This window comes from Kitasatospora sp. NPDC094019, assembly GCF_044764505.1.
GTDB lineage: Bacteria > Actinomycetota > Actinomycetes > Streptomycetales > Streptomycetaceae > Kitasatospora.
The window spans coordinates 1-26,592 of record NZ_JBIWIF010000038.1; the positions used below are offsets into that span (position 1 = coordinate 1).

Here is a 26,592-nt window from a genome sequence, read left to right on the forward strand (position 1 = left end):
GGGGGGGGGGGGGGGGGGGGGGGGGGGGGGGGGGGGGGGGGGGGGGGGGGGGGGGGGGGGGGGGGGGGGGGGGGGGGGGGCCCCCCCCCCCCCCCCCCCCCCCCCCCCCCCACCGGTCGAGTGGCGTCAGGCCAGTGGGCGGCAGAGCACCGCGTCAGGGACGCCGTAGTGCAGCCACTTCCAGGTGTACGCGACCCCGACGAGGTACTCGTTGTCGCCGCACTGGCCCTTGTAGTGACCGGGGGCCCAGTCGCTGCCGGACGAGCCGCCGGTGGCGGGGCGGTTGTCGCCGTGGTCGAACCACAGGGTCCGGGCGCCGGTGGTCGGCGGGGCGGCGGTCACGGGCGCGCAGAGCAACGCGGACATCGCGTTGGAATTCACGCTGTGGCCGACCGCGAACGTGCCGTCCGGGCACTGGAGTTTGTTGTAGCCGGAGGCCCAGTCGCCGTGCGTGACATAGCGCTCGTCGGTGACGGTGGTCCAGTCGCCGGGGCCGGTCGCCGGCTGTCCGGCGTCGGTGCACAGGCCCCGGCCGTCACCGCGGGCCAGGCCGACCAGCCGCTGACCGTCCGGGCAGTTGCCCTTGCGATTGCCCGGGCTCCAGTCGGGCCGGGCGAGCATCCGCCGGGAGAGGTCGAGGTCGGCGTGGTCGAGGTCGAGCAGGCCCCAGTGCGGGGCGGGGGCGACCTGGCCGGTGTAGGAGGGCGCGGCGATCAGCCGGTTCCAGTACGGGGCGCGCCAGTCGCCCTGGTCCTCCAGGCTGAGCGGGCGGCCGGCGGTGTCGAAGTCGAGCAGTGCCCAGCTGTCGTTCGGCACGCCGCCGGTGTGCCAGCCGACCAGGGGCCAGACGGCGAAGTCGGTGTCGTTCTCGGCCAGGATCCGGGTGAAGTTGTCGAACCAGGTCTGCTCCTTGGCGTCGGTCGAGCCCCGGCCGCCGGCGCCGAACTCGCTGATCCACACCGGCGCGGTGAAGTGCTGGCCGGCCTGGGTGACGAACAGGGCCTCGTCGTTGACGACCTGCGCCAACTGCGCCGGGGTGAAGTCCTGGTAGCGCGGGTCGCCGGTGGATCCGGCGGAGCCGCTCGCCGCGCCGGTGTTGGCCGGGCCGGTGTAGCCGTAGAAGTGCGCCGAGTAGACCAGCTTGCCCGAGTCGATCAGGGCGTTGGAGAGGGTGCGGACCGGGGTCAGCTGCGGTCGGCCGTGGCTGAACACGGCGGCCGGTATGCCGTACCAGTTGATGCCCTCCATGACGACGAGCAGGTCGGGGTCGGTCTGCAGGATCCGGTTCCCGGCCTCCTCGAAGGCGGCGTACTGGTCGTGGCTGTCGCCCAGGCCCCAGTTGGGGTCGTCCCAGGTGTCGCGGCGGACCTCGTTGCGCAGGTCGGCGCCGACCACGCGCTTGTTGTCCTTGTACCGGCCGGCCAGGAAGGCCCAGTCGTCGATCCACTGCTGGGTGGACTGGCCGCTGTTCCAGCGCTCGTTGCCGTCCAGGCCGCAGCAGAACCGGTAGGCGGTGGTGTGGTTGTTGAGGATCACGGCGAAGCCGTCGGCGGTCAGCGCCGACACGACCGCGTCGAACACCTGGAGCGGGGTCCTCCCGCGCAGCTGCGGGTTGGCCGCGACGGCGACGTCCGGCACCGTGCTCGCGTCGTGCAGCAGGGCGTTGGCGAAGGGCAGTCGGACGCTGTTGACGCCGAGGCGGTGGAAGCCGCCCAGGATGTCGGCGATCGGGGCCCGGTCCAGGCCGAGCGGCAGGTTGTAGGAGACCTGGCCGGCCTGGTTGTTGGCCGGGTCGGTGGTCGGTCCGCTGCCCTGCCAGGTGCCCTGGGCGCCGGCCCAGTTGCCGGACCTGAGCTTGAAGCGGGCGCCGGTGGCGTCGACGACGTAGCGGCCCCGGGTGCTGAGCGGACCGGTCCAGGAGGCGGCCAGGGCCGGCCCGTCGAGGACCGCCGGTGCTGCCCCGGTCGCCCCGGCCGCACCGGAGGCAGTGGTGACGGTGGTGACAGGGGTGGCGGCGGTTCCGGTCCCGGCGGTCATGGCGACGCAGGCGAGCAGGGCGGCCCCCGCCGCCAGCGCGCGGCGCGCGAATGTGTTCATGGTCGTCCCGGTGGGTGAGGGTGGTCTGGCATGGATGTGACAATCGCGGTTGTGACAGGCATTCATTCCCCGTCCGCCCGGCCGGGACTCCGCGGTGGCCCGGCGGATCGGACGGCGGGCACGGGTGCCCGGAGGCGGGCTGCCGCCCGGCCGGGTCCGTGCCGACGGTCGGGCCGGAGGCTAACAGTGGCGGTGGGGATGTACGGACAACTCCCGGTGGCGGAAGCCGAGCTGTCCGGCGAACGGGGCGCGGTGGCCGGTACGTGCACGGCCGATGGCGCCAGGACGGTGGCGCGCGGCCGTCGGCGGGGACGCCGGTGCCGGTGCGGATCTTCTCAGCGCCGGCCGCGCGGACTACGGTGAGGCGGTGGCGGACGCCCAGGTGGGGTCCGAGGTCCGCGTCGCCCTCGCCCGTGCCCGGCACCTCGGCCGGGCCGCCCGACCCACCCCGACCGGCCCGACCACTTCGACCGCCCCCGCCCGGACCTCGCAGAACGGAACGACCACCATGCCCGAGCAGGACCAGCAGCCCTTCGTCTGGGCCCCCGGCACCCACGAACTCGGGGAGGGCGCCCGCTGGGTGGACGGTCGGCTGGTCTTCACCGACATCCTGGCCGGCCGACTGCTCGAAGTCTCCGGCACCGCGCCCGGCACGCCGAGCGAACTCCTCCGCCTGGACGTCCCGTTGGGTGCGGTGGCCCCGGTCGAGGGTCGCCCCGGGCACTGGATCGCCGCGGCCGGCACCGGCATCGCCCTCCTCGGCCCGGACGGCTCCACCGAGTGGCTGGCCCGCCCGGAGGAGAACGCGGCCGCCCCCACACGGATGAACGACGGAGTGTGCGACCCGCAGGGCCGCTTCTGGGCCGGCAGCATGGCGTACGACGAGACCCCGGGCGCGGGCTCGCTCTACCGCACCGACCACGACGGCAGCGTCCACCGGGTGCTCACCGGGCTGACCATCGTCAACGGGCCGGCCTTCAGTGCCGACGGCCGGCTGCTCCACGTCGCCGACAGCACGGCGGGCGTCATCCACCGCTGCACCCTCGACGCCGACGGCAACCCGCTGGAGACGGTGGAGTTCGCCCGGATCACCGACGGCGGCTCGCCGGACGGCATGACCGTCGACACCGAGGGCCGCCTCTGGGTGGCGGTCTGGGGCAGCGCCGCCGTCCACCGCTACGAGCCCGACGGCACCCTCTCGGCCGTCGTCCCCCTGCCGGCGCCGCAGCCCACCTCGGTCTGCCTGTCGCCGGACGGCGGCCGCCTCCTCGTCACCACCGCCCGGCTTGGCCTCCCCGGCGCCCCGTCCCCGTCCGGCGCGGTCCTCGCCGTCCCCGTCGACGCCGCCGCTCCGGCGGCCGTCGCCTACCGCCCGCGCTGACACCCGCACGCGCGACCACGGTCCACGGCCGTCGGCCGGAGGCCGGCACCCGGCTCGCCCGGGGCCCGGTGTCGGTGCCCCGCCCTAGGCTGCGGGCATGAGCATGATCGGGAGGTATCTCCGGCTGAGCGCCGGCGAGTTGGAGCGGGCCGGGCAGGACCCGGAATGGGTCCGGGAGTTCGCCGAGGAGTTGGACGAGGACGCGCGGGACGGCCGGTCCGGCGGGGCGTGGGCACGCCTGCACGGCACCGGCCGGGCCTGGCAGGCACTCGACTTCCTGCTGCGCCGCCGGGAGTTCCCGGTGGACGTCGTGTACGGGGAGGCGGAGCTGCCCGGCGCCGAGGACTGGGGTTACGGCCCGCCGTGCCTGATCACCCCCGACCGGGTCCGGCTCGCCGCGGTGGCCTTCGAAGCGCTGGACCCGGGCCGGCTGACGGAGGGGATCGCCGCCGCCGACCTCGCCGGGGCCCGGATCTACCCGCAGGGGCTGTGGAGCTCGGAGGACACGCTGCACCTGGTGACGGCCGAGTACCGCGCCCTGGCCGACTACCTCGGCGCGGTGGCGACCCGTCGGCACGGTGTCCTGGTCTGGATCGAGTGACGGCGCGGTCGAGCGGCGGCGTGGTCGAGTGGCGGTGCCGGGGGCGTCCGGTCCGCGCGGGGTTCACCGGTCCGCTCCGGGTTCACCGAATCTCCACGCGGGGTGTTGGCATCCTTCCGCCGATCGGGGGTACCGGGCCAGGACCGTGCCGACACGACGGAAGGACTCCCATGGTGGCCCTCACCGGTGAACTGCTCGTTTCCGCCGCTGCCCCGACGGCGGACCCCTGCGGACCCGCGGTGCCCGGAACCTCCCCCGGCGCCCCCGGTCCCACCCCCAGCGCCCTGCGGGACCTCCTGCCCCCCGAACTCGCGGCGGTGGACGACCCGCGCGAGGTCGCGCCCGCGGACGCCCGGGACCTCACCCGGCAACTGCTGCGCCGACTGGCCACGCTGGAGGAGGGCACCCGGGAGTACTCGTACGTCCGCACCACCCTGGTCGAGATGAACCTCTCCCTGGTGCGGTTCGCGATCCGGCGGTTCGACGCGCACCGCGAGCCGAAGGAGGACCTCCTCCAGGTCGGCGCCGTCGGCCTGATCAAGGCCATCGACCGGTTCGACCCCTCGCTCGGTGTGGAGTTCACCACCTTCGCCATGCCGACCGTGCTCGGCGAGATCCGGCGGCACTTCCGCGACACCACCTGGGCGGTGCATGTGCCCCGCCGCCTCCAGGAGTTGCGGATCGCGCTCGCCCGGGCGCAGGAACGCCTCTCCCAGGGCCTGGACCGCGCCCCGACCGTGGCCGAACTCGCCGAGCACCTCTCGATCACCGAGGACGAGGTGGTCGAGGGCCTGACCGCCGCCAACGGCCACACCGCCGGCTCGCTCGACAGTGGCGGCCCCGAGGGCGGCGACGGCCCCGGGCCGATCGCCGAGCATCTCGGCGCCGACGACCACGACCTCGCCCTGGTCGAGGACCTGGTCACGCTGAGGCCCCTGATAGCCGCCCTGCCGGAGCGCGAGCGGCGCATCCTGTCGATGCGCTTCTGCGAGGACCTCACCCAGTCCCAGATCGGTGCCCGGCTCGGCCTGTCCCAGATGCACGTCTCCCGGCTGCTCTCCCGTACGCTGCGGCAGTTGCGCGTGGGCCTGGAGGACGCCTGAGGGTGCCGTCCGGTCCGGGAGCCGAGGACACGGCGGCCCCGGACCGCCACCCCTCACTTGGCCGACGGGCGCGACCTCCGTATCGTCGGAGGGTACGGACATGGAGGGGACGACGATGACGCCATCAGACAACGACCCGGGGGACACCGCGCTCGCGGCGGTCCCGCCGCCGCGCCCCGGCCTGGTGGTGGAGACCCGCTCCGCGCCCGGCGGCGCGATGCTCTGCGTCCTCACCGGCGATCTCGACATCGAGACCCTGGCACCGGCCGCGGAGACGCTCGACACGCTGGTCGCGCAGCGCCCCGGTTCCGTGGTGATCGACCTCCGCGGAGTGGGTTTCTGCGACTCCTCCGGCCTGAACGTGCTGCTGAGGACCCGACTCGCGGCCGAGCGGGCCGGGTCGGAGCTGCGGCTGGCCGCCGTGCCGCCCACCGTGATGCGGGTGCTGGACCTGACCGGCGCCCGCGCGGTGTTCTCGATCCACGACTCGGTGGCCGAAGCACTGGCCGCATGAACCGGGGCGCGGACGGCTCCGCCTCCGGGCCGCCGGACGGCTTCCCGCAGGATGTGTATCCCGGTCGTACCCGCGACGGGCATAATTCCGGAACTGCCGGGAAACCGACCACGCGACAGATGGCCGTCGATCCGAAAGGGCGCCCTCACATGACGATGAGCCGCGGAACCCTGGAGGGCGACCCGCATCGGGCCGGCCCCGAGGTACCCGTCGGCGGTCAACGCAGGCGGCTCACGCTGGCCGGGATCCCCAAACCGGTCGCCCATGCCAGGAACTTCACCACCCGGGCGCTAGGTGAGTGGTTCCCGTCCGCTCCCGCGCCCGGCGGTGACGGCGCCGCCGACGACGTCGTCCTGCTGGTCGCGGAACTCGTCGCCAACGCGATGCTGCACGGTGACGGCCCGCTGGAACTGGTCCTGGAAGTGAACGAGGCCCGGCTGCGGGTCGAGGTCAGCGACCGCAGCCCGGCGATGCCCGAGCCGCGCCTGCCGCACAACCCGGGCCTGCCCGGCGGCCACGGCTTGTTCATCGTGCAGCGGACCGCCGATTCCTGGGGTGCCGAGCCGCACAGCCAGGGCAAGACGATCTGGGCCGAGGTCGGCGTCCCCAGGCTGCTCGGGACGGACTGAGCCCCCCGGGGCGCCCGCCGCGGCCGTACGCGGTGCTTCCGCCCGGACCCGCCCGGACCCGCCCGGCCTGTCTCCGCCGCGTGCGGCATGAATCCGCGCGTCCGGGGCACACGGGGGCCGACAGTGTCGGGCACAGGAGGAACGGGGGCGAGGCCCATGTCGGAAGCGGTGGCCGCACACCTGACGATGCGTCTGATCACCGGGGAGGACCGGGGCCGGGACCTGGCCGTCGAGTGCCGGTACGAGGCCGGCGACCCGTACGCGGTCCGGCTGGACTTCGGCGGCGGCGAGGACACGGTCTGGGTCCTGGCCCGGGACCTGCTGGCCGCCGGACTGCGCGGGCCGGCGGGGGACGGGGACGTCCACATCGAGCCCAGCGCCACCGGACGGCACGTCCTGATCGCGCTGGGCGGCCAGGACGGGGTGGCGCTTCTCGACACCCCCGCCCGCCCGCTCGCGCGGTTCCTCACCGCGACCGGCCGTTCGGTGCCGGTGGGTTCGGAGTCGGCCCGGATCGACTGGGACAGCTGGCTGCATCGGTTGCTGTCCGCCTGAGCGAGTCCGGGCGCGGCCGATCCCGCCGCGACCGGATCGAGCCCGCCGCGACCGGATCGGGGCCGCCGCGACCGGATCGGGGCCGGCGGCAGAAGCGCTGGTACGAAGAGGAACACAAGAAGGGGCATGAACCGGGGCATCCGGGTTAGACGAGCGGACGAAACCCGACCGATCCGTCAGGAAAGGGCCGTCGTGACCAACGTATCCCGTCTCCCCGAACCCATCGAGCAGCACTGGAACTGGCAGTTGCAGGGCGCGTGCCGGTCCGTCGACAGCGCCATCTTCTTCCACCCCGCCAACGAGCGCGGCACCGCCGCCAAGGAGCGGGAGCAGAACGCGAAGTCGGTCTGCGCCCGCTGTCCCGTCCGGGTGGCGTGCCGCCGCTACGCGCTCGCCACCCGGGAGCCGTACGGCGTGTGGGGCGGTCTGACCGAGGAGGAGCGCCGTGCCCTGTTCACCGACTTCTCCACGCCGGGCGCCCGGTCCGCGTAGCGCGGGCGGGCGGCCGGGCCGCGTCCGCTGCGCGATGCCCCGGGCCGAGCGTGTTTGCCGCGCGGGGCGGGTGGTACACGCAGCCCACGGGCGCGGCCGGAGAGCGGCAGGTCACACGGCCCCCGCGGCCCCGCCCGTCCGAACCCACCGGGAGGCTCCCGTGATCGTCCTCGGCGTCATTCTGCTCATCATCGGCTTCGTCACAGGGCTCTCGTTCCTGTGGACCATCGGCGTCGTCCTGCTCGTCATCGGCGCGGTGCTGTGGATCGCGGGCGCCCTCGGCCACGCGGTCGGCGGACGCCGCCACTACTACTGACGGGGCGGTGGCACCGCCGTCACCAGCAGCCGGAACAGCGGCCCGGACAGCGGCCGGGACATCGGCGGCGGCATCGGCTCCCGGGAGCAGGACGGCCACCGGCCGACGGCCACGAACAGTCCACCCGGGGTGTCCGGCGGCGCCGGGCGGCCGATCCTCGTGCCATGGCCTCGATCGTCGTCCTGTACGAGTTGGACCCCGGGCAGGTGCTCGGTCCGGACGGGCTGGAGCCCGCCGTGCTGGGCGTGCACGCGGCCGGAGCGGATCCCGACGTGCCGGAGGATCCGCTGCCGCGCACCCTCTGCGGGCGGGACACGGCGGGCATGGAGCACGCCCACTTCCGGGCGGGTCCGGGTGAATCCTGGTACCCGCCCGCGCTCGCCGAGCAGCGCTGCCGGGAGTGCGAGCGGGCGCTGCGGACGTCCTGACGGCCGCTCCGTCGTACGGCGCGCATCCCGGACGACCCGGACCGGAACCCGGACCGGAACCCGGACCGGAACCCGGTCCTGCGTGGCCCGAGGCGGGTACGGGTGCCTATCCGGTGGCTGCCGCGGCAGCCGGTCCACGGGTGCTGAAGGTCCGGCGGTAGGCGGCCGGGGACACCCCGAAGGCCGCCCGCATGTGGGCCCGCAGCGAGTTCGCGGAGCCGAATCCGCACCGGTCGGCGAGCAGGTCGACGGGCAGATCGGTGGCCTCCAGCAGCTGCTTGGCCAGATCCAGGCGCTGCGCGGTGAGCCACTGCACCGGGGTCATCCCGACCTCGTCGCGGAAGTGCCGGGTGAAGGAGCGCAGGCTCATGCCGGCGTGTTCGGCGAGCCGGTCGAGCGGCAGCGGCTCGTCCAGGTGCTCCAGCGCCCAGGCCCGGGTGGCCGTGGTCCCGGCGGCGGTGGGGCCGGGGACGGGCCGGTCGATGTACTGGGCCTGCCCGCCGTCCCGCCACGGCGGTACGACGCACATCCGGGCGGCCCGGTTGGCGACGGCCGCGCCGTGGTCGCGGCGGATCACGTGCAGGCACAGGTCGACGCCGGCGGCCACCCCGGCGGAGGTGAGCACGTCGCCGTCGTCGACGAAGAGCACGTCCTCGTCGACCTTGACCCGGGGGTAGGCCCGGCGGAACTCCGGGGCGAGGTTCCAGTGGGTGGTCGCGGGCCGCCCGTCGAGCAGCCCGGCGGCGGCGAGCACGTAGGAGCCGGTGCAGATCGACACCAGGCGGGTGCCGGGGCGGATCCGCGCGACGGCCGCCGTCACCTCGGGCGGCAGTGGACCGCCGAGCCCCAGTTCCGGCATGGCGTGCGTCGGCGGGACGATCACCGTGTCCGCGGCGGCCAGCGCCTCCGGACCGGCGGCGGGCTGCACGGTGAAGCCGGCGTCGCTGGGCACGGGGCCGCCGTCGGCCGTGCAGACGGTGATCTCGTAGAGCGGGCGCCCGGCGGAGTCCCGCGCGCTGCCGAACACGCGGGAGGGGATGCCGAGCTCGAACGGCGGGACTCCGGGCAGGGCGAGCACCGCGATCCGGTGCGGCTGCGGCGTGCCCGCGGCCGTGGCTCGCGCCGGGGCGCACCCCGAAGCGCTCTCCGGGTGCCCCACCGTGACCTTCTCCTCGACCGGGATGTCCGTTTTTGTGCCCATGGCCAGATCCTGTCACACCCTGGCCGGACGGCCAATTCCCCCGCGGGCCGGGAGGCCGGACAGTGGACTGCGGCGCCGGGAGTCCCCGGTGGCCGGAGATTCGAGGAGAGACATGACGGACACCATGCGGGCCGTGGTCGTGGAGCGGTGGGGCGGTCCCGAGCACCTGGTCGAGCGCGAGGTCGAGCGCCCCGGGCCCGGGCTCGGCGAGGTCCTGGTGCGGGTGCGCGCGGCGGGCGTGAACCCGGTGGACTGGAAGACCCGGACCAGCGGCGGACTGATCGACTGGGGCCCGGTGCCGATGGTCGGCTGGGACGTGTCCGGCGTGGTCGAGGCCGTCGGACCCGGCGTCGGGGTGCTCCGGCCCGGCGACGAGGTGTTCGGGATGCCGCTGTTCCCGCGCCAGGCCGGCGGCTACGCCGAGTACGTGGCGGCCCCGGCCCGGCACTTCGCCCGGAAGCCGGCGGGCCTCACCCACGTCGAGGCGGCCGCCCTGCCGCTGGCGGCGCTCACCGCCTGGCAGGCCCTGGTGGACACGGCGGACATCCGCCCCGGCGAGCGGGTGCTGGTGCACGCGTCGGCCGGCGGCGTCGGCCACCTCGCGGTGCAGATCGCCAAGGCCCGCGGCGCGTACGTCATCGGCACGGCCAGCGCGGGCAAGCACGGACTGCTGCGGGAACTCGGCGCGGACGAGGTGGTCGACTACCGCGCCGCGCCGTTCGAGGACGCCGTGTCCGACATCGACGTGGTGCTCGACGGCCTCGGCGGCGAAACGGCCGAGCGCTCCCTCAAGGTGCTCCGGCCCGGCGGGCGGCTGATCACCCTGCCCGGGCCGGACGACGTCCCCGCCGCGGTGCCCGACGGGCTGCGGGCCCAGTGGGTCCTGGTCGAGCCGGACCACCTCGGCCTGCGCGAGATCGCCGCCCTGGTGGAGCGCGGCGAGCTGCGCCCCGTGGTCGAGGCGGTCCTGCCGCTGACGCGGGCCGCGGAGGCCCACGAGCTGGGCGAGCGCGGCCGTACCACCGGCAAGATCGTCCTCACCGTCGACGGGGTGGAGGAGCGGTCGTCCTGAGGGCGGGTCCCCGGACGCCCGCCCTCCCGGCCGTCGCCGCGTCGGCTCCCGTCCCGCCCTCAGCGGGAGCCCGACACCGGTGCCCCGGCGGCGGCCGTGCGGCGCAGGAAGTCCTCCACCGTCCCGGTGAAGGCCGCCGGGTCGTCCAGCCACGGGTAGTGCCCCGCCCCGGGCTGGACGGCGAGCGTCACGTCCGGGAACAGCGAGGCCGCGGCGGTGGCGGAGGCCGCGGTGGGCCACAGGTCGAGTTCGCCGGCCAGCAGCAGGACGGGGCAGGGAAGGGCGCCCAGCCGCTGCCGCAGCCGCTCGGTGTCGGGCGTGTAGCCGGCGTAGTAGTGCTCGCCGACCGCGAGCGAGCGCTGGGCCGGGTCGGCGGCGGCGTGGGCCCGGGCGGCGGCGTCCCAGCGGCCGTACATCAGGGGCTCGAACGCGAGTCGGTGCGGGGCGGCCTCGGCGAAGCTCCGGGCGGCCTTCACGCGCCGGTAGGCGGCCACGGCGCCGGCGTGCCAGGGTTCGGCGGCGCGGGCGGCGATCACCTCCTCCGCGCCGAGGTCGGAGGCCACGCCCGCGGCGGCGAAGGACGGGGTGACCAGGACCAGGCCGCTCAGCCGGTCGGGGTGCGCGGCGGCGTACAGGAGGGCCAGGCTGCCGCCGGCGGAGTGGCCGAGCAGGTCGACGCGTTCCCGGCCGAGGTGGCGGCGCAGCGCCTCGACGTCGTCGACCAGGCGGTCGACCCGGAAGCTGCCGGGGTCGGCGGGGGTCGCGGAGGCGCCGGTGCCCCGGGTGTCCGGCAGGATCAGCGTGCGGGTGGTGGCGAGGCCGCCGAGATCGCCGAGGTAGGCGGCGGCGCGGCCGGGGCCGCCGGGCAGGCACAGCAGCGGCGGGCCGTCGCCGACGGTGCGGAAGGCGAGCCGGGTGCCGTCGTACGAGGTGAAGGTCTCCATGCCGGACAGCCTGCGGGGCGGCCGGCCGCCCCGGCTATCGTTCAGCCACGGCTCAATGATCGGTGGTGGCGGCGGTATGGCGGTGGAGATCCGGCTTTCGGCGGCGGAGGTGGCACGGGTGCGGCTCGCGGTGTCGCCGCTGGCCGAGACGGTGCTCGGGGTGCGGGTGGCGCTCGGCGCGGGCGGTCACCAGGTCCACCTGCCGTGGGTGCGGGAGGCCCGGCCGGTGCTCGCGGCCGAGCCCGAACTCCCGCTGTTGCGGGCCCTGCTGGAGGGTTGTCTGCCGGCCTTCCTGTTCCCGCTGCCGGAGGAGCGCGCGCCCGCCTTCGCCAGCGAACTGACGGCCCTGCGCGCACTCGGCCCCGACTATGTCGCGGCCGAGTGCGCCGCCGCCCTGGGGCGGGCCCGGGCGGCCCGCGAGCTGCCGGAGCCGGCCGAACTGCTGGCCCGGGCCGCCGACGCGCTGGACCGTTGCCACGCCCGGCTGGTGGCCCCGCACTGGGGGCGGATGCGGGCGGTGCTGGAGGCGGACCTCGGGCGGCGGGCGGTGGCGCTGGTGGACACCGGGGTGGAGGGCCTGTTCGCCGAACTGCACGCCGATGTGGTCTGGCGGGAGGGCGAGTTGCTGGTGGGCGGCCGTCGCCGGAGCGCCGCGCCGTGGACGGTGGCGGGCGGCGGGCAGGGCCTGGTGCTGATGCCGTCCGTGTTCGCCTGGCCGGACGTACTGGTCGACCACGCGCCGCTCGCCGCCGCCTCGATCCGCTACCCGGCGGCCGGTGTCGGGCTGTTGTGGGAGCGTCCCCGCCGGTCCTCGCGGGGGCTGGCCGCCGTCCTCGGCCGCACCCGGGCGGCCCTGCTGGACGCGCTCGCCGAACCGCTGACCACCCCCGAACTCGCCGACCGGCTCGGCGTCAGCCCGAGCGCCGTGTCCCAGCACCTGGGCGCCCTGCGCGGGGCGGGCCTGGTGAGCACCCGCCGCACCGGCCGCACCGCCCTCCACCTGCGCACCGGCAGCGGAACGGCGCTCACGGACAGTGCGGGAGAGCGGAGTTGACGTGACGCCAGGAGGTTCCGGTCCTGACGGATTGAGTACGAATACTCAGGCGGGCGGCGGCCGGCCACGGCAGGATCGGCGGCATGATCAGACCTCAGCACGGCGGCAGGGGCGGACGGCGGGGCGGGACGGCGGCTCCCGTCGGACGGCGCCGCTGCTCCCGGCCCGGCCCTCCGGGGCCTCCGGGTCGCCCCGCTCCGCCCGGCCGGCCCGATCGCGGGGGAGTGGCGGGATGATCTGGGGATCCGGCGGCCCGGTGCGCCTGCCCGACGGGATGTTCGCACCGAGCCCGGGATCGGGCTCGGGGCTCTGTTGCCGCGCGGCGGAGCCGGGGTCGACGCTGTGGGCACCGGTGGTGCGGGCGGCGGAGCCGGGGCCGGCGTTCGCGGTGCTCGTGGTGGAGGCCGACGGCCGGACGCACGGGGACCTCGCGGCGGTGGCGCTGGCGGGCGGCTTCGCCCCGGCGGTGGGCGAACCACCGCTGACGGACGCGGTGGTGGAGATCCGGGACGGCGCGCCGGTCCGGCTGCGGCTCGCGGGCGGCCGCACGCTCCGGGAGCCGGCCCACGAGGTCCGGGTCCCGCCCGGCTGGGCCGCGGCGGCGGCCGGGCGGCAGTCGGTGCTGGTACTGGTGGTGCCACCGGGCACCCTGATCCCGGACCCGGCCGCCCTCGACCCCGACGGCACCGCCGGCCCGGCCCTCCACGGCACGGCGGCCGTGGACGACGGGCCGGTCACCGTCACCTGACGCCCCGCCCGAACCGCCCGGGCGGCTGGGTGTTCCGGGTGACGCGGCGGAATGTCGGGCGCGCCTGCGGCTTGGCGTGTGCACGCCTCCGGTCATCCTGGGGCCATGATCCTGGAGGTTCGTGACGGAGGGAAGTGCCGGTGATGGGACGACTCGCGCGCAGGTGGACGGTGTTCGCGGTGGCGGCCACGGCGGTCGTGGCGGTGCTGGGCCCGGTGCCGCAGGCACAGGCCCGGAGCAGGCAGTTCCGCCCGCCGGAGCTCGGGATCCGGTTCATCCCCGACGGCGACCCCGCCCAGTGCGGCGGCCGGACCGGCGAGCAGTGGGTCGCCGCGGGTACGTGGGCCGATCCCGTCCGCTTCGACACCGATGGGCGCCCGGGCGGCTGCCGACTGGCCTTCGGCATCCACGATCAGGACCGCGACCTGGACGGAGTGTCCGTCGAGTACGCGTTCCGCGGAACCGTCGGCGGCGATCCCGCGCAGTGCGGCGACCAGGGCACCTACCCGATGCCGATCCGCTCCGACGCCCGCACCTTCGGCCCGTCCGTCCGGATCGACACCGACAACCGGCCGGGCGGGTGCGAACTCACCCTCGCGGTGCCCGGGATCCGGCAGACGTACGTCGCCCTCGACGTGCAGTACGACGCCGACGGGGACCGCTCCCAGTGCCGGAACACCGGCTACCACTGGGCCGAGACCGATCGCGGACCGGTGACCGTCGGTATCGACACCGACGGTCGGCCCGGCGGCTGTCGGCTGCAACTCCGGCTCCGGGTCGGACTCTGACGGCACGGGTGACCGCCCGGGCCGGCGCTGTCGGTGGCCGCTGCCATGATCGTCCTCATGAACGACGCCGTGAGCACCGACACCTCCGCCGTGACCTGGACGGCCGACCTGCCGACCACCGTCGAGCTGGTCCGTACCCTGCACGACCTCGACGACTGCTGGACGCGGGCGGACGTCGAGCGGATGGTGGAGGCCCGGCCGGAGTGGAAGATCCGCCGGGCGTTCACCGATATCCTCGTGGTCGGCCTGCAGGCCGAGCTCCGCTGGCCGGCCGGTGCCGAGCTCTTCCTCGGCACCACCGAGCCGAAGGCCGACACGTTCCGGCGGGCCTGGGTGCCGCTGCTGCAGTTCCACCTGCCGACGCCGGCGGAGGAGCGCCATGCCGCGCTGCGGGTGCTCTCGGAGGCGCTGCGCGAGGTCGGCGCGCCCACGCTCGTGCCGACCGCGGCCGACGGGTTCGGGCTTCGCTGGCGGTCCGCCGGGCGCACCATGCTGCTCCAGGCCAACGACCGCCGGGCCTGGATCGCGATCCAGCCGCATGTCCGGGAGGTCCGGCACGTCAGCCCCGAACTGCCCGCCGCGGTGGCGGCGTTCGTTCCGCTGCTGCACGACGCGGCCGGCGGGTACCTGCCGGCCGAGGCGGTCCGCCGGGCCGTCGCCGAACTGCCCGGGGTCGAAGCCGGGTTCGGCGACGGCTATGTCGACATCCGCACCGGGGACCCGCACTGCACACCGTCCTTCGCCCTGCGCGGCTCCGTCCTGCGCGGTGCCCCGGAGGGCAGCTACGACGTGCTGGACCTGCACCGGTTCGAGCTCGGCCCGTCGACGCTGGAACACCGGCGGGCGGTGTTCGGCGAGATCTACCGGGCGGTCTGCGCCGTGCTCGGCGAACCGACGATCTTCGGCGGCGGCCCCGACGGGCCGGACGTCCGCTGGCGCGAGGCCGGGGGGCAGGGCCGGCTGCTGCGGCTGCTCTGCGGCGGGCGGCGGGTCCGGTTGGAGACCGAACCGGCCGCGGCGCTCGAAGAGGACGAGCACGGCACCTTCGAGTGGGGCGGCCCGTCGGGCGGCTCCGACGGACCCAGCGACTTCCCGCTGCTGCCGTACAGCTGGCAGCTCCACCTGCCCGTCCAGGCACCCGGCGGCACGGCCGACTACCTGCCGGGCGGGCGGCTCGCCCTGTCGGTGCCGCATCTGCGGGAGGGCCTGGAAAGCCTCCTGGCGGCGTGGATCGAGCAGCTGCCGGTACAGCGTCCGGGCGAGAAGGCCATGTTCACGATAGCCGCCCCGCAGATCAGCGGCGGGCTCTCGGTCACGTACAGCACGGTCAAGGGCGTGCTGCTGCGCGTCGGCCCGCGTCCCGGGGTCGCGGCCGAGGTCGCGGCGGCGATGACGGCCGACGGCTGGGAGCCGTCGGGGCGGCGCTTCAAGGCCGAGTGGCGGACGCCGACCGAGGAGACCGCCCGGGAGGCCGCCGCGCTGATCGCCACCGAGCTGACCGCCCGCGGCATCGGTGGCGACTCCGGCTTCGGCCTCGGACCCGGCCGGATCACCGCCCGCCGCCCGGGCATCGGCCTCTCGCCCCAGCTGGCGGCGCACGGGTTCCTCCGGGTCACCGGTCTGGGGCTGGAGACCTCCTGACCCGACGCCGGGGCCGGGCCCGCCGGTCCGCCCGCCGGTCCGCCCGCTGATCCGAGAGGATCCCGGACGAGCCGAGGGCGAGGGCCTGGGGTGACGACCATGCCGGACACCGCGCTGCTCGTCGTCGACAGGCAGATCGCCCTGCTGATGGGGCCCATGACACCGAGGGCTGCCTCGACCGGGTCGCCGGACCGGCCGGGCGGGCCCGGGCGGCCGAGGCCGACTTCGCCTGACGCGCACCCGGCCGCCTCGCCCTCGGCCGAGGAGAGCCGGCACGGCGACGGGCGGGCACCCGCCGAACGCGGGTGCCCGCCCCGGTCGCGCCGTGGACGTGAGGCGGGTGCTCAGCGGCGGCGGCGCGGCTGCCCCGGGGCCGCCGCGGGGTCAGTTGTGGGCCAGGCAGTGCTTGAGCTCGTCGAGCGGGTAGAAGTAGCTCCCCTTGGCGACCGGGCGGCAGGAGGACTTGAAGGCCGTCTCCTTCTCGTTGTAGAGCATGCGCACCAGGTAGGCGGCCGGGTGACCGTCGGCGGGGGTGTCGGCGAACAGGTCCCACTGGATGTTCGCGGCCATCGGCGCGACCTCGGCGCCGCGCCACGGGTTGTTCCGGTAGCTGTACGGCTCGTCCTTGTCGGCCTGCTCGGTGCTGCCGGGGAGGCCCAGCAGCACGGCGAGCGGCTCGATCTCCTCGGCGTGGGTGAACCGCAGCACCGCGCCGTTCCCGCTGGTGCCGGCCGCCCTGGCCCCGGCCCGGGCCAGCAGGTCGTCCAGGAGGACGCCGGCCATCCGGTAGGTGATGGTGCGTCCGCTGAAGGCCGGGCCCGACTGGTAGAACTCCTCCGCGTCGTCCAGGTAGGCGAACCACCGGGCGTCGTCCTCGGTCAGGAACCGGGTCAGGTCGACGTTCGGCGCCTCCACGCCCAGATCCGGTGCCGCGCTGTAGAGCGCGTGCAGGGAACGGGCGAAGGAGACCTGCTCCTCGGTGGACATCGCCTCCGCGAAGCCCGCGCGGAAGAGCCGTCCGACCGCGTGCCGGGCCGCCCGGGCGGTGCGCGGCTCGTGCTCGATCCCGGCGAGGACCTGGGCGAGGTCCGGGTCGCTCGCCAAGTACGCCTGGTAGTCGGCGTTCTGCGGCTGCTTGTGGAAGTACAGCAGGTTCTTGTCGGTGACGGGGGCCTGGATGGTGCCGGCCAGCGCCGGGATCCCGGCCGTCAGGCCCGCGGTGAAGGCACCGGCACTGGCCACCGCGCGGGCCACGCCCGAGGTCTCCACCACGACCGGGCGCCCGTCGGCGGCGATCGACCGGAACAGCGACGGCAGCCGCTGTTCCAGCCGCAGCGCCGTCTGCCGCTGCTCGTCGGCGCCGCGGGCGGAGAGGTTGCCGAAGCCGATGCCGGACGCCGCCGTCAGCAGCGTCCGCACCTGCGGGGCCAGCCGCGCGCCGAGGTCGGTCAGGGCGCCCTGCTCCTGGGCCCGGCCGAGGACGGCGAGCACGGCCTCGCCGTCCTTGCCGTCGGACATGGCGCGGGACCCGTGGCGGGCGACGTTCTCGGTGAAGACGGGGGCGAAGCCCTTCGGCGCCTTCTGGTAGTGCCCGGGCCGGCCCTGCGGCTCGTACGGGGCCTTGGTGCCGTAGAGGTCGCGGTCGACGCGCGAGGCGCCGGAACGGTCGTGCGCGGCGGCGGTGCCCGCGGTGAACAGCACTCCGGCGGCCAGGGAGGCGGTCATGGAGACGGCCACGGCGACGGACAGGGGGGCGGTGCGCTTCACGGCGGCCCTTCGGGTGGATGTGGGGTGGAGCGGGACGGACGCCGGGCGGTGGCGGCCGGCGGGCCGGCGGTCCCGGACGGCCGCACGGTGCCACGCCCGCGCCAAGACCGGTCGACGCCCCGTCAAGGTGCCGGTGAAGGAAGCCTGAACGCCGGACGGTGCGGCGGGTGGCGAGGCCGCCCCCGTTCCCCGGATTCGCCCCCGGGTGCGCCGTGTTGATGGGATCATGTCGCTCCCGACCCGACCAGCAGTCTCCGATGGGAGCGCCGATGAAGCCGCTGTCCGCCGCCGACCCGCGCGAGGTCGGACCGTACCGCCTGCTCGCCCGCCTGGGCGGGGGCGGCATGGGGCGGGTCTTCCTCGGCCGCTCGCCCGGCGGGCTGACCGTCGCGGTGAAACTGGTCCGCCCCGAGCTGGCCGAGGACGCGCGGTTCCGGCGGCGGTTCGCCCAGGAGATCGAGGCCGCCCGCCGCGTCGGCGGGTTCTACACCGCCCAGGTGGTGGACGCCGACGCGGAGGCCGACCCGCCGTGGATGGTCACCTCCTACATCCCCGGTCCCTCGCTGGGGGAGGTGGTGGCCCGGCACGGCCCGCTGCCCGTGGCGACGGTCGCCGTGCTCGGGGCCGGCCTGGCGGAGGGGCTGGCCGCGATCCACGCCTGCTCCCTGGTGCACCGGGACCTCAAGCCCGGCAACGTCGTCCTCGCCGAGGACGGCCCGCGCGTGATCGACTTCGGGATCGCCCGCGCCCTGGACGCCGCCTCCGGCCTCACCGGCACCACCGTGATCGGCACCCCCGGCTTCATGGCCCCCGAGCAGATCCTCCGCGACCCGGCCACCCCGGCCAGCGACGTGTTCAGCCTGGGCGCGGTGCTCGCCCACGCCGCCACCGGCCGCCCGCCGTTCGGGGAGGGGCCGACCGAGGCCGTCGTCTACCACGTTGTCCACGAGGAACCCGACCTCGCGGGCCTCCCGCCCGTCCTCGCGCCCCTGGTCCGGTCCTGCCTGGCCAAGGACCCGAGGCAGCGCCCCGGCGTCGCCGAGGTCCTGGCGCGCTGCGCCGGACAGGCCGCCCCCGCCGCCGTCTGGCTGCCGCCGGACGTGACCGCGATGATCGTCGAACAGGTGCGGCGGACCTCCGAGCTGACCACCGCCGTGATCCCCCCACCGCCGACCCTGGTGGAGCCGGAGCGCCCCGCCGGGGACCCGCCCGTCCCGCCGCCCCGGCTGCCTCCGCTCCCGGCCCGGGTGGGCGAGCTGAAGGCCGGCTACGCGACGGTCGTCCTGCCCTGGATACCCGGCGAGACCGGCGGGATGAGACGCACCACCGTCGTCCGCTGGCTCAAGCGGGTCGGCGACGCGGTGGAGAAGGGCGACCCGCTGCTGGAGGTCGTCTCGGGCCGGGGGGACGTCGTGCTCACCGCCCCGCACGGCGGCATGCTCTACGCCGTCCACCGCCGGGCCGGGACGACCGCCCGCACCGGTGGCGTGATCGCCGGCATCGGCTCCCCGACGGCCACCCTCCCCAGGCCCCGGGCCGTGCGCCTCGCGCTGACCGCGCTGCGCCGCACCTCGTACACGCTCGGCGTGCTGCTCGTCCTGGGGCTGATCGCGGGGTCCGTCGCCGTGTTCAGCCCGCTGTTCGAGGACGAGGTGACCGCGGCCCGGCCCGGTGACTGCGTCGGCAAGGAGATCCTCGAACGGGGCGGGCAACCCGACCCGGACCGTCCGAAGTGGCTCACCGCGCCCTGCGGCCTGCTGTCGGTGCGCGGTCCCGTGCGGGACGAGCGGGGCGACCAGTACTTCACCGTGCTGGCCCGGCTGGACGCGCCCGTGACCACGACCTGTGAGCAGGCCGTCCCGGACTGGGCCACCGGCACCGGGCAGCTCGCGCAGGACTTCGGCGCCGTCGTCCTCTGCCTCCGCGAGCGCTGAACCCGGCGGCGGCACCCCGCGCCCGGCCGCCGTCGGCCCGGCTCCCGCTGCGGAGCGGCCGGGCGGCGTCCTACGGTGAAAGGTGAAAGGTGCAAGGGGCCGACCCTCCGACCCCCGCGCCCCGGCGGCGGTCTCCCGCGCCTGGCCGGCGGCGGACCCCACGCGGACACGGGAGCGAGGTGCGATGCGCCGGTCGCCGGGGCGCGCGGAGCGGCCGCGGCGGGTGAACCCCGCCCCGGCGGTGGTGCACCGCGCCGTCCGGGTCACGGCGGCGGCCTGCGCCGGGTTCTACGCCTTCCGCTACGGCCTGGACCGCCCGGTGGCGGCCACCTACGCGCTGTTCGCGGCCGTGGCCCTCGGGGTGCTGGCCCGGGTCGAGGGCGCCGCGCGGACCAGGGCCCGGACGATCCTGCTGACGCTGCCGTTCGCCTGGGGGCTGGTCTGCCTCGGCACCGTCCTGGCCGCGCACTCGTGGGCGGCCGCCCTGGGCATGGTGGCCGTCGGCTTCGCGGTCTCCTACGGCTCCGTCGGCGGCCCCCGGATGGTGGGACTGGCCAACGGCCTCCAACTCCTCTACATCCTCCCGTGCTTCCCGCCCTACAGCCCCGACACCCTGCCGCAGCGGCTGCTCGGCGTGACGGCCGGACTGCTGCTGCTCACCGTCGCCGAACTGCTGCTGTGGCCGGAACCGGCACCGCCGGACTACCGGGGCCGGCTGGCCCGCGCCGCGCTCGCCCTGGCGGACCTGGCCGACCTCGCCGCCGACGCCTGCGCGGGCCGGCCGGCGGCCCCCGACGCCGTCACCGGGGCCGCCGAGCGGGCCCGCGCGCACCTGGACGAGCTGCGGTTCAGCAAGGTCCCGGTGATGGAGCGCCCCGCCGGGGCCGGGGCGGTGGACCGCGCCCTCACCCACTGCGCGTCCTCCCTCCGCTACACCGGCCCGCAACTGCTGCGGATGCTCCGGCTGGCCCGGCCCCACCCGGGCGCGGCCCGGCTGACCGCCGTCACCGCGCGGGCCCTGCGCGCGGCGGCGGCGGGGCTGCCCCGGGCGGGACCGGGCCAGGGCGCCGGCCCGGTCCCGGACACCGGTGTCCTCGACCGCGAACTCGCCGCCTTCGACGCCGCCCGCGCCGTGCCGCCGGAGCCTGACGCCGCGCTGGAGCCCACTGCCGCGCCCGAGCACGCCGTGCCGCCGGAGCGCACCGGGCCCACCGCCCCGCCCGGGCCCACCGCACCGCACGCCGCCCCGCCCGGGAACGACGGCCGGGTCCGCCCGGCGCTCGGCACCGCCGCCCTGGACTCCGCCGAGGGCGCCCGCTTCGTCGTCCGGGCGGTGCGGGTCGGCCGGGGCGCCGCGCTGCCGTCCGACGAGACGCCCGCCGACCAGCGGCCCGGACCGTTCTGGTACGCCTACGACCCGGCCCCGCTGCTCTGGTGGCGCCGGTTCCGCGCCAACCTCACCCCGCGCTCGGTCGCCTTCCGCAACGCCCTGCGCACCGCGGGCGCCCTCGGCGCGGCCCGGCTGCTGGCCGGCGGCCTCGATCTGTCGCACGGCTTCTGGGTGCTGCTCGCCACGCTCACCCTGATGCGCACCAGCGCCGCCGACACCCGGACGACGCTGCGCCCCGCGCTGGTCGGCACGACCGTCGGCGCCGCCGTGACGGCCGCGGTGCTGCTGACCGTCGGGGAACACCCGCTGGTCTACGCCCTCGCGCTGCCGCCGGTGATGCTGATCGCCTTCACCGCCGGACCGGCGCTCGGGCCGGCCTGGGGCCAGGGGTTGTTCACCCTGGTGGTCGCCCTCGTCTTCACCCAGCTGGCGCCCGCGAGCTGGCGGCTGGCGGAGGACCGGGTGGTCAACGTCGCCACCGGGGCCGCGATCGGCATCCTCGCCGGACTCTGCGCCTGGCCGCGCGGCGGCGCCCAGGACCTGCGCCGCCGCACCGCCGGGCTGCTGGAGGACGGCGCGGACGCGCTGCGCGAGACGGTCGCCGTGGTCACCGGCACCGGCCGCCCGGGCGGGGCGCTGCGCCGGGCCCGCCGATCGGCGCTGCTCACCGAGGCGATGTACGCCCAGTACCGCTGCGAACGCCACGACCCGGCGGGGGACGGACCCAACTGGCAGGCGGCGGTCCTGGCCGGGCAGCACGCCGTCCGGGGCGCCGAACCGCTGCTGGCCCGCATCCCGCCCGGCACGGCCACGCCCCACCGGGGCGGGGCGCGGGCGCTGCTGCGCCACGCGGACGACGTCGCGGCGGCCTTCCGCCGTCAGGCGGCGGCCCTGCGGGCCCGCGAGCCGGCGGACGCCGCGCAGCCGGCCGTCACCCGGGCCCGCGCGGCGCTGGTGGCCGAACTCGACGGCGGGCCCGCGCCGGGAACCGACGGACGGGTGTCGGTGCACGCGGTGGACGTGGCGGTCTGGCTCGCGGGGCTGCTCGACGACCTCCAGCAGATCCACGGGCCGATCCACGGGCCCGGCCCGGCGGGCGGCGCGCCGTCCTCGTCGCCCGGCTGAGCGCGGATCCACGCATTCCTACAATCCCCCGGCGGGCGGGGTGGCCTAGGGTTCCGGTCGAAAGCTCCTCGTGACGACGTGGCGCGGCATCGTCGCCCCCCACGGAGCCGGAGACGGCCGTAACGGCGTCCTCGGTCCGGTGCCGATGCCCCGATACCGCCGCGCTGTCGCCGCCGCTTCCCCGGCGCACCTGTGAGCGTCCTCCGTCCGGAGGGTGCCACGCGTGAGAGGGAAGAGGTTCGCGCATGACCGGCAAGAAGTTCCGCCTCGTCGCCGCCCTGGGCCTGCTGGCCCTGCCCGTCGCCGTAGCCGCACCGGCCGCCGCGGTGGCTCCCGCCGCGCCGTCGCAGGCCGCCGTCCCGTCGGGCCCCGGCTACCGGGTCACCTGTTACACCAGTCACTTCTACTGGTGCGACCGGGTGTCCTCCACGGGCACTCAGGCGGACCTGCAGATCCACAACGGCCCGGACACCGGGGGCCACGACGTGGCCTACATCGACTTCTCCACCAACCACTGCGGCCAGAACGTGTGGATCCTGACGTCCAACGGCAGCGGCGGCTGGAACTGGGAGGGAGTGACCGCGGACACGTCCGTGGGGGGCACCTGCTACATCCCCACCCAGCTCCGGTCCGACGCCGGCGTCCTGATCAAGCTCGCCGTCTACAACTACGACACCGGCGCCTACATGTACACCAACGCGCACTGACCGGGAGCGTTTCGGCGGCCCCCGGGCACGCGGTCGCGGGACGACAGGTCCCGCGACCCGGCCCGGGGGCCGTTCCCGTGTGCCGGCCCGTCCCGGCCGATCGGCCGGGTTGTTCCGGGATGTTCCGGGAGGGTCGATCGTGACCGGACGGGCGGATGGTGCACCAGGGTCCGGACTTGTGCGAACGAGTCATTCCGATGAGCCGGTCCGATGGTCAAGGAAGAACAAAGTTCAGAGGCTGTCGAAATACTCCTGAAATAGAACAGAAATATGATCTACTCGCCCGCGTTCGGTTCTGCCCGTTCAAATGACCGGCCCGGGCGCTCGGTCGGACGGTGTCGGGCGCTGGCCGCCCGCCGGGAGTGCGCCGGGGGTCGCGGGACGGCGGTCGAAAGCGGCGCCCGCCGGGCCGTCGATCCGATCGTGTCCGTATCGCCACAGACCGAGGCCCGGCCAACGGTCCCCGCCCGGCGGGGCACGGCCGTCGCAGGGAGAGCGTTCGCATACCGTCGGTGACGGCTGCGCGCCGGAAATGCCGCCCGGCCGCCCCGGGCGGCGCGCGGCGGCGCGCCCGCCATCGGAAATGCGACCGGGCGCGAGCCGGGTGCACAGCGCCGGAGGTCCGGTCCGAACGTGCGCCGTTGCGGAGAATTCTCGGCGGCACCAGTATTCGGAGGGCCCCAGCGCCATACGGGATTTCGACCGGCCGGGGCCCGCTACCGAACCGCACCGCAGCAGGAAGTACGCAGCCGGCAGTACGCGGCACGACCCCAGGACCACCGTGTCCCTCCGGGCCGGCCCGGCTCCGCCGTCCCCGCCCCGTCACCACCGGGGCACCGCACCGCGAGTCCGTCCGTCCGCACCGCGCACCGCAGCCGCCGGACGGCCGCGTCCCACCGCGTTCGCTCCACCACGGTTCCGTCATGCCTCCAGCACGCCCCGCTCCGCCGCGCACCGCACCACCCGTGCCGCCGGCACCACTTGTGCCGCCCGCACCGCCCGTTCCACCCACGCCGCCCGTTCCGGCCCCCAGTACGAGGAGGGTTCCGTTGGACAACCGCTACGAGGCCCACGCCTACGCCGACCCGCTCTTCTACGACTCGCCCCGGCGCTGGGGAGCGCAGGAGGAGTTCGCCGCCGTCACCCGGCCGCTGCCCGAGGGCTGGGAGCACGGGGACCTGGAGATGTGGGCCGTCGTGCGTCCGGCCGGCGTGCGGATCCCGGACCAGGGCTGGAAGATCCACGTCTCCGCGTGCCTCGGGAACGCCGAGGAGGTGCTGGAGATCGTCCACGCCTTCTGTCTGCGGGAGCGCGTCACCTTCAAGTTCCTGCGCGGACTGCCCATCCTCCAGGTGCAGAACTCCAAGTACGCGCCCCGCGGCTCCAGCGGCAAGTTCTGCACCCTGTACCCGGTCGACGACGCCGAGCTGGAACGCTGTCTCGACGGGCTCGGCCCGCTGCTGGACGGCCAGCAGGGCGCGTACATCCTGAGCGACCTGCGCTGGAAGGACGGACCGCTCTATCTGCGCTACGGCGGATTCGCCGAACGCTACTGCCGCAACGAGGCCGGGGAACCGGTCCTGGCCCTGGTCGGACCGGACGGCCGCCCGGTGCCGGACGTGCGCGGGACGGCGTTCTCGGTGCCCTCCTGGGCGCCGGTGCCGGAGTGCATAGCCGAAGCGGTCGCCGAGCGCGCCGCACCGCAGGAGACCGGACTCCCGTACACCGTCGAGCGGGTCCTGCACTTCTCCAACGCCGGTGGCGTCTACCTGGCCCGCGACGGGCAGGACGGACCGCAGCTGGTGCTCAAGGAGGCCCGGCCGTTCGCCGGGCTGGACCAGCGCGGCGTCGACGCGGTGACCAGGCTGCGCAACGAGCACGCCGTCCTGGTACGGCTGGCCGGTGTGCCCGGGGTCCCCCGGGAGCACGGGCTGCTGACGGCCTGGGAGCACGAGTTCCTGGTCCAGGAGTACATCGCCGGGCAGTCGTTGAGCGAATGGCTGACGGTCCGCTATCCCCTGATCCACCCCGACGCCGACGAGGAGGCCGTCGCCGGGTACACCCGCGACGCCCTGGCCGTCGTCGACCAGGTGGAACGGGCGATCGCCGGGATCCACGAGCGGGGCGTCGTCTTCGGGGACCTCCACCCGCGCAACCTGATCGTCCGGCCGGACGGCGAACTGAGCCTGATCGACTTCGAACTCGCCAGCACCGTCGACGACTTCCTGCGCCCCGCGCTCGGCGCCGCCGGCTTCACCGCCCCGCCCGGCCGCACCGGGACGGACGTGGACCGGTACGCGCTGGCCGCGCTGCGGCTGTGGCTCTTCTACCCGCTGGTCCAGCTCACCGCCCTGGACGCGGACAAGGCGGAGCAGCTCGCGGACGCCGTCGAGCGCCGGTTCCCGGTACCGCCCGGCTACACCGACGACATCCGCCGCCTGCTCGGCCGCACCGCCGGCGACGGGCGCACGCCCCGCCCGGAGCTCGCCGAGGGCCGCGCCGAGACCCGCGCGCTGCTGGAGGCGCCGACCGTCGACTGGCCGGCGGTCCGCGACTCGCTCGCCGCCGGGATCGCCGCGGCCGCCACCCCCGAACGCTCCGACCGGCTGTTCCCGGGCGACGTCGCCCAGTTCACGCAGGGCGGGCTCGGCCTGGCGCACGGCGCGGCCGGGGTGCTCTACGCCCTGCACAGCACCGGGGCCGCGATCGACCCCGCGCACGTGCGGTGGCTGGCCGACGCCGCCCGCGGCCGCGGGACGTCGCCCGGCCTCTACCACGGCGGCCACGGCGTCGCGTACGTCCTGGACCTGCTGGGGGAGCGCGAACGGGCGCTGGAACTGCTGCACCGGCTCGACGGACATGCCGCCGACGGCGATTCGGCGCCCGCGCCGACGCTGGCCTCCGGCGGACCCGGGATCGCGCTCACCCTGCTGCACTTCGCCCGCACCACGGGTGACGAGCGGCTGCTGGAGCAGGCCCTGAACGCGGCCGGCGCCGCCGCGACCACCTGGGAGAAGCACGGGGGCGTCGCGGCCGGACTGCTGGCCGGTGCCTCGGGGGCCGCGCTCGCGCTGGTCCGGCTGTACGAGCACACCGGCGACCGCACCCTGCTCGACCGGGCCGAGGCGCTGCTGGAACTCGACCTCGCCCGCTGCGCCCAGGTGAGCGACGGCACCCTCCAGGTGGTCGACCGGCGCCGCGTCCTGCCCTACATCGAGACCGGCAGCGCCGGGATCGGGATCGTGCTGGACGCGCTGCTCCACCACCGGCCCGCCGCGGCGCAGGCCGAACGGCAGGCGCTGATCCGCAGGGCCGCCGAGCCGGAGTTCGTGATCCAGGCGGGCCTGTTCAACGGACGGGCGGGACTCGTCGGCTATCTGGCCCTGACCGGCGACCGCGTCGACCGGGGTCCGGGCAACGACGGCGGCCCGGGGAACGCGGACGGCGGCGGGTGGCCCGGCGCGGCCGACCGGCACCGGGTGCTGCTGGCACTCCACCAGGTGCCCTACCGCGGCCATCTCGCCTTCCCCGGCGACCAGTTGCTGCGGCTGTCCACCGACCTCGCGACCGGATCGGCCGGGGTGCTGCTGGCCCTGGGCACGGCGTTCGCGGGCACCCCGTTCCTCCCGTTCACCCGCCCGGCCGCCACCGCCCCGCCGGGCGCACCCCACTGACCGCACACACCGAACCGCCGAAGGGCCGGCCGGCCCACCGGCCCCCCGAGCGCGCCGCCCCGCGTGCGCGCCACCCCAGACTCCCGGCCGACCGGCCGGGCGATCCACCCCGAAGTGAAGGAGACCATTATGGCGATCCTCGACCTCCAGACCATGGAGCTGCCCGAGACCGAGGCGGCCCCGATCGACGAGAACCTCGACCACACCAGCTCGCTGAGCGTCCTGAACTGCGGCACCAGCACGGTGAGCACGCTTCTCTGTCTCTGATTCGCCCGGCCGTCCGACGGACGGCCCGTGCGGTCCGAGCGGCCAGGCCGGGGGGGGGGGGCCCCCCCCCCCCCCCCCGCCCCCCCCGGGGGGGGGGGGGGCCCCCCCCCCGCCCCCCCCCCCCCCCCCCCCCCCCCCCCCCCCCCCCCCCCCCCCCCCCCCCC

At 75.9% G+C, this 26,592-nt stretch carries 23 protein-coding genes; 19 read left to right on the forward strand and 4 right to left on the reverse strand.

Features of this window, described 5'->3' with window-relative positions; genetic code table 11:
* Positions 1–126 precede the first annotated feature (126 nt).
* The gene (locus ACIQ9P_RS38765; protein WP_402367086.1) at positions 127–2,097 is read right to left on the reverse strand and encodes a glycoside hydrolase family 5 protein; all 1,971 of its coding nucleotides are present in this window, start codon (positions 2,095–2,097) and stop codon (positions 127–129) included.
* A gap of 367 nt (positions 2,098–2,464) precedes the next feature.
* Between ACIQ9P_RS38765 and ACIQ9P_RS38770 the strand changes: the two genes are divergently transcribed.
* From ACIQ9P_RS38770 to ACIQ9P_RS38810, 9 genes are all read left to right on the forward strand, one after another.
* Positions 2,465–3,478: an SMP-30/gluconolactonase/LRE family protein gene (locus tag ACIQ9P_RS38770; protein ID WP_402367089.1), complete on the forward strand. Its 1,014-nt coding sequence runs from the start codon at positions 2,465–2,467 to the stop codon at positions 3,476–3,478.
* Between the two features lie 97 nt (positions 3,479–3,575).
* Positions 3,576–4,079 (forward strand): YfbM family protein, encoded by a 504-nt coding sequence (locus ACIQ9P_RS38775; protein ID WP_402367092.1) that lies wholly within the window; start codon positions 3,576–3,578, stop codon positions 4,077–4,079.
* 170 nt (positions 4,080–4,249) lie between these two features.
* Positions 4,250–5,182, forward strand: coding sequence for a SigB/SigF/SigG family RNA polymerase sigma factor (locus tag ACIQ9P_RS38780; protein WP_402367095.1), 933 nt, complete (start codon positions 4,250–4,252; stop codon positions 5,180–5,182).
* A gap of 115 nt (positions 5,183–5,297) precedes the next feature.
* The gene (locus ACIQ9P_RS38785) at positions 5,298–5,696 is read left to right on the forward strand and encodes an STAS domain-containing protein (protein WP_402367098.1); all 399 of its coding nucleotides are present in this window, start codon (positions 5,298–5,300) and stop codon (positions 5,694–5,696) included.
* A gap of 149 nt (positions 5,697–5,845) precedes the next feature.
* The gene (locus ACIQ9P_RS38790) at positions 5,846–6,325 is read left to right on the forward strand and encodes an ATP-binding protein (RefSeq protein WP_402367101.1); all 480 of its coding nucleotides are present in this window, start codon (positions 5,846–5,848) and stop codon (positions 6,323–6,325) included.
* 156 nt (positions 6,326–6,481) lie between these two features.
* Positions 6,482–6,880: an SsgA family sporulation/cell division regulator gene (locus ACIQ9P_RS38795; RefSeq protein ID WP_402367104.1), complete on the forward strand. Its 399-nt coding sequence runs from the start codon at positions 6,482–6,484 to the stop codon at positions 6,878–6,880.
* A 192-nt stretch (positions 6,881–7,072) separates the two neighbouring features.
* Entirely contained in the window at positions 7,073–7,372 is a 300-nt protein-coding gene (locus ACIQ9P_RS38800; RefSeq protein WP_402367106.1) for a WhiB family transcriptional regulator, read from the forward strand.
* Between the two features lie 160 nt (positions 7,373–7,532).
* Positions 7,533–7,688, forward strand: a complete 156-nt coding sequence (locus tag ACIQ9P_RS38805) for a DUF6131 family protein (protein WP_402367108.1) — start codon at positions 7,533–7,535, stop codon at positions 7,686–7,688.
* A gap of 164 nt (positions 7,689–7,852) precedes the next feature.
* A complete protein-coding gene (locus tag ACIQ9P_RS38810) occupies positions 7,853–8,116 on the forward strand; it encodes a hypothetical protein (protein ID WP_402367110.1) in 264 nt (87 codons plus the stop codon).
* A gap of 106 nt (positions 8,117–8,222) precedes the next feature.
* On the opposite strand, the gene ACIQ9P_RS38815 is transcribed toward ACIQ9P_RS38810, so the two are convergent.
* Positions 8,223–9,317 (reverse strand): GlxA family transcriptional regulator, encoded by a 1,095-nt coding sequence (locus tag ACIQ9P_RS38815; RefSeq protein WP_402367112.1) that lies wholly within the window; start codon positions 9,315–9,317, stop codon positions 8,223–8,225.
* 124 nt (positions 9,318–9,441) lie between these two features.
* Here ACIQ9P_RS38815 and ACIQ9P_RS38820 point away from each other — a divergent pair, with 124 nt between their 5' ends.
* Positions 9,442–10,389 (forward strand): NADP-dependent oxidoreductase, encoded by a 948-nt coding sequence (locus ACIQ9P_RS38820; protein WP_402367144.1) that lies wholly within the window; start codon positions 9,442–9,444, stop codon positions 10,387–10,389.
* Positions 10,390–10,448: 59 nt separating this feature from the next.
* On the opposite strand, the gene ACIQ9P_RS38825 is transcribed toward ACIQ9P_RS38820, so the two are convergent.
* Complete coding sequence (locus tag ACIQ9P_RS38825) at positions 10,449–11,333, reverse strand: alpha/beta fold hydrolase (protein WP_402367115.1); 885 nt, start codon at positions 11,331–11,333, stop codon at positions 10,449–10,451.
* A gap of 76 nt (positions 11,334–11,409) precedes the next feature.
* Between ACIQ9P_RS38825 and ACIQ9P_RS38830 the strand changes: the two genes are divergently transcribed.
* The 4 genes from ACIQ9P_RS38830 (at position 11,410) to ACIQ9P_RS38845 (ending at position 15,564) form a co-directional block, all read left to right on the forward strand.
* A complete protein-coding gene (locus ACIQ9P_RS38830; protein ID WP_402367117.1) occupies positions 11,410–12,387 on the forward strand; it encodes a DUF5937 family protein in 978 nt (325 codons plus the stop codon).
* A gap of 232 nt (positions 12,388–12,619) precedes the next feature.
* Complete coding sequence (locus tag ACIQ9P_RS38835) at positions 12,620–13,135, forward strand: hypothetical protein (RefSeq protein ID WP_402367119.1); 516 nt, start codon at positions 12,620–12,622, stop codon at positions 13,133–13,135.
* A gap of 143 nt (positions 13,136–13,278) precedes the next feature.
* Entirely contained in the window at positions 13,279–13,923 is a 645-nt protein-coding gene (locus ACIQ9P_RS38840; RefSeq protein ID WP_402367122.1) for a hypothetical protein, read from the forward strand.
* Between the two features lie 57 nt (positions 13,924–13,980).
* Positions 13,981–15,564: a hypothetical protein gene (locus tag ACIQ9P_RS38845; protein ID WP_402367125.1), complete on the forward strand. Its 1,584-nt coding sequence runs from the start codon at positions 13,981–13,983 to the stop codon at positions 15,562–15,564.
* A 384-nt stretch (positions 15,565–15,948) separates the two neighbouring features.
* Here ACIQ9P_RS38845 and ACIQ9P_RS38850 read toward each other — a convergent pair whose 3' ends face one another.
* Positions 15,949–17,331 carry a histidine-type phosphatase gene (locus tag ACIQ9P_RS38850; RefSeq protein WP_402367128.1) on the reverse strand — a complete coding sequence of 461 codons (1,383 nt, stop codon included), beginning with the start codon at positions 17,329–17,331 and terminating at the stop codon, positions 15,949–15,951.
* 269 nt (positions 17,332–17,600) lie between these two features.
* Here ACIQ9P_RS38850 and ACIQ9P_RS38855 point away from each other — a divergent pair, with 269 nt between their 5' ends.
* The 5 genes from ACIQ9P_RS38855 to ACIQ9P_RS38875 all read left to right on the forward strand — a co-directional run bounded on the left by ACIQ9P_RS38855 (position 17,601) and on the right by ACIQ9P_RS38875 (position 26,428).
* Positions 17,601–19,265 (forward strand): protein kinase, encoded by a 1,665-nt coding sequence (locus tag ACIQ9P_RS38855; protein ID WP_402367131.1) that lies wholly within the window; start codon positions 17,601–17,603, stop codon positions 19,263–19,265.
* 223 nt (positions 19,266–19,488) lie between these two features.
* Complete coding sequence (locus ACIQ9P_RS38860; protein ID WP_402367134.1) at positions 19,489–21,780, forward strand: FUSC family protein; 2,292 nt, start codon at positions 19,489–19,491, stop codon at positions 21,778–21,780.
* A 245-nt stretch (positions 21,781–22,025) separates the two neighbouring features.
* Positions 22,026–22,487: a hypothetical protein gene (locus ACIQ9P_RS38865; protein WP_402367136.1), complete on the forward strand. Its 462-nt coding sequence runs from the start codon at positions 22,026–22,028 to the stop codon at positions 22,485–22,487.
* Between the two features lie 1,049 nt (positions 22,488–23,536).
* Positions 23,537–26,161, forward strand: a complete 2,625-nt coding sequence (gene lanKC / locus ACIQ9P_RS38870; protein WP_402367139.1) for a class III lanthionine synthetase LanKC — start codon at positions 23,537–23,539, stop codon at positions 26,159–26,161.
* 129 nt (positions 26,162–26,290) lie between these two features.
* Positions 26,291–26,428 carry a SapB/AmfS family lanthipeptide gene (locus tag ACIQ9P_RS38875; protein ID WP_402367142.1) on the forward strand — a complete coding sequence of 46 codons (138 nt, stop codon included), beginning with the start codon at positions 26,291–26,293 and terminating at the stop codon, positions 26,426–26,428.
* Positions 26,429–26,592 lie beyond the last annotated feature (164 nt).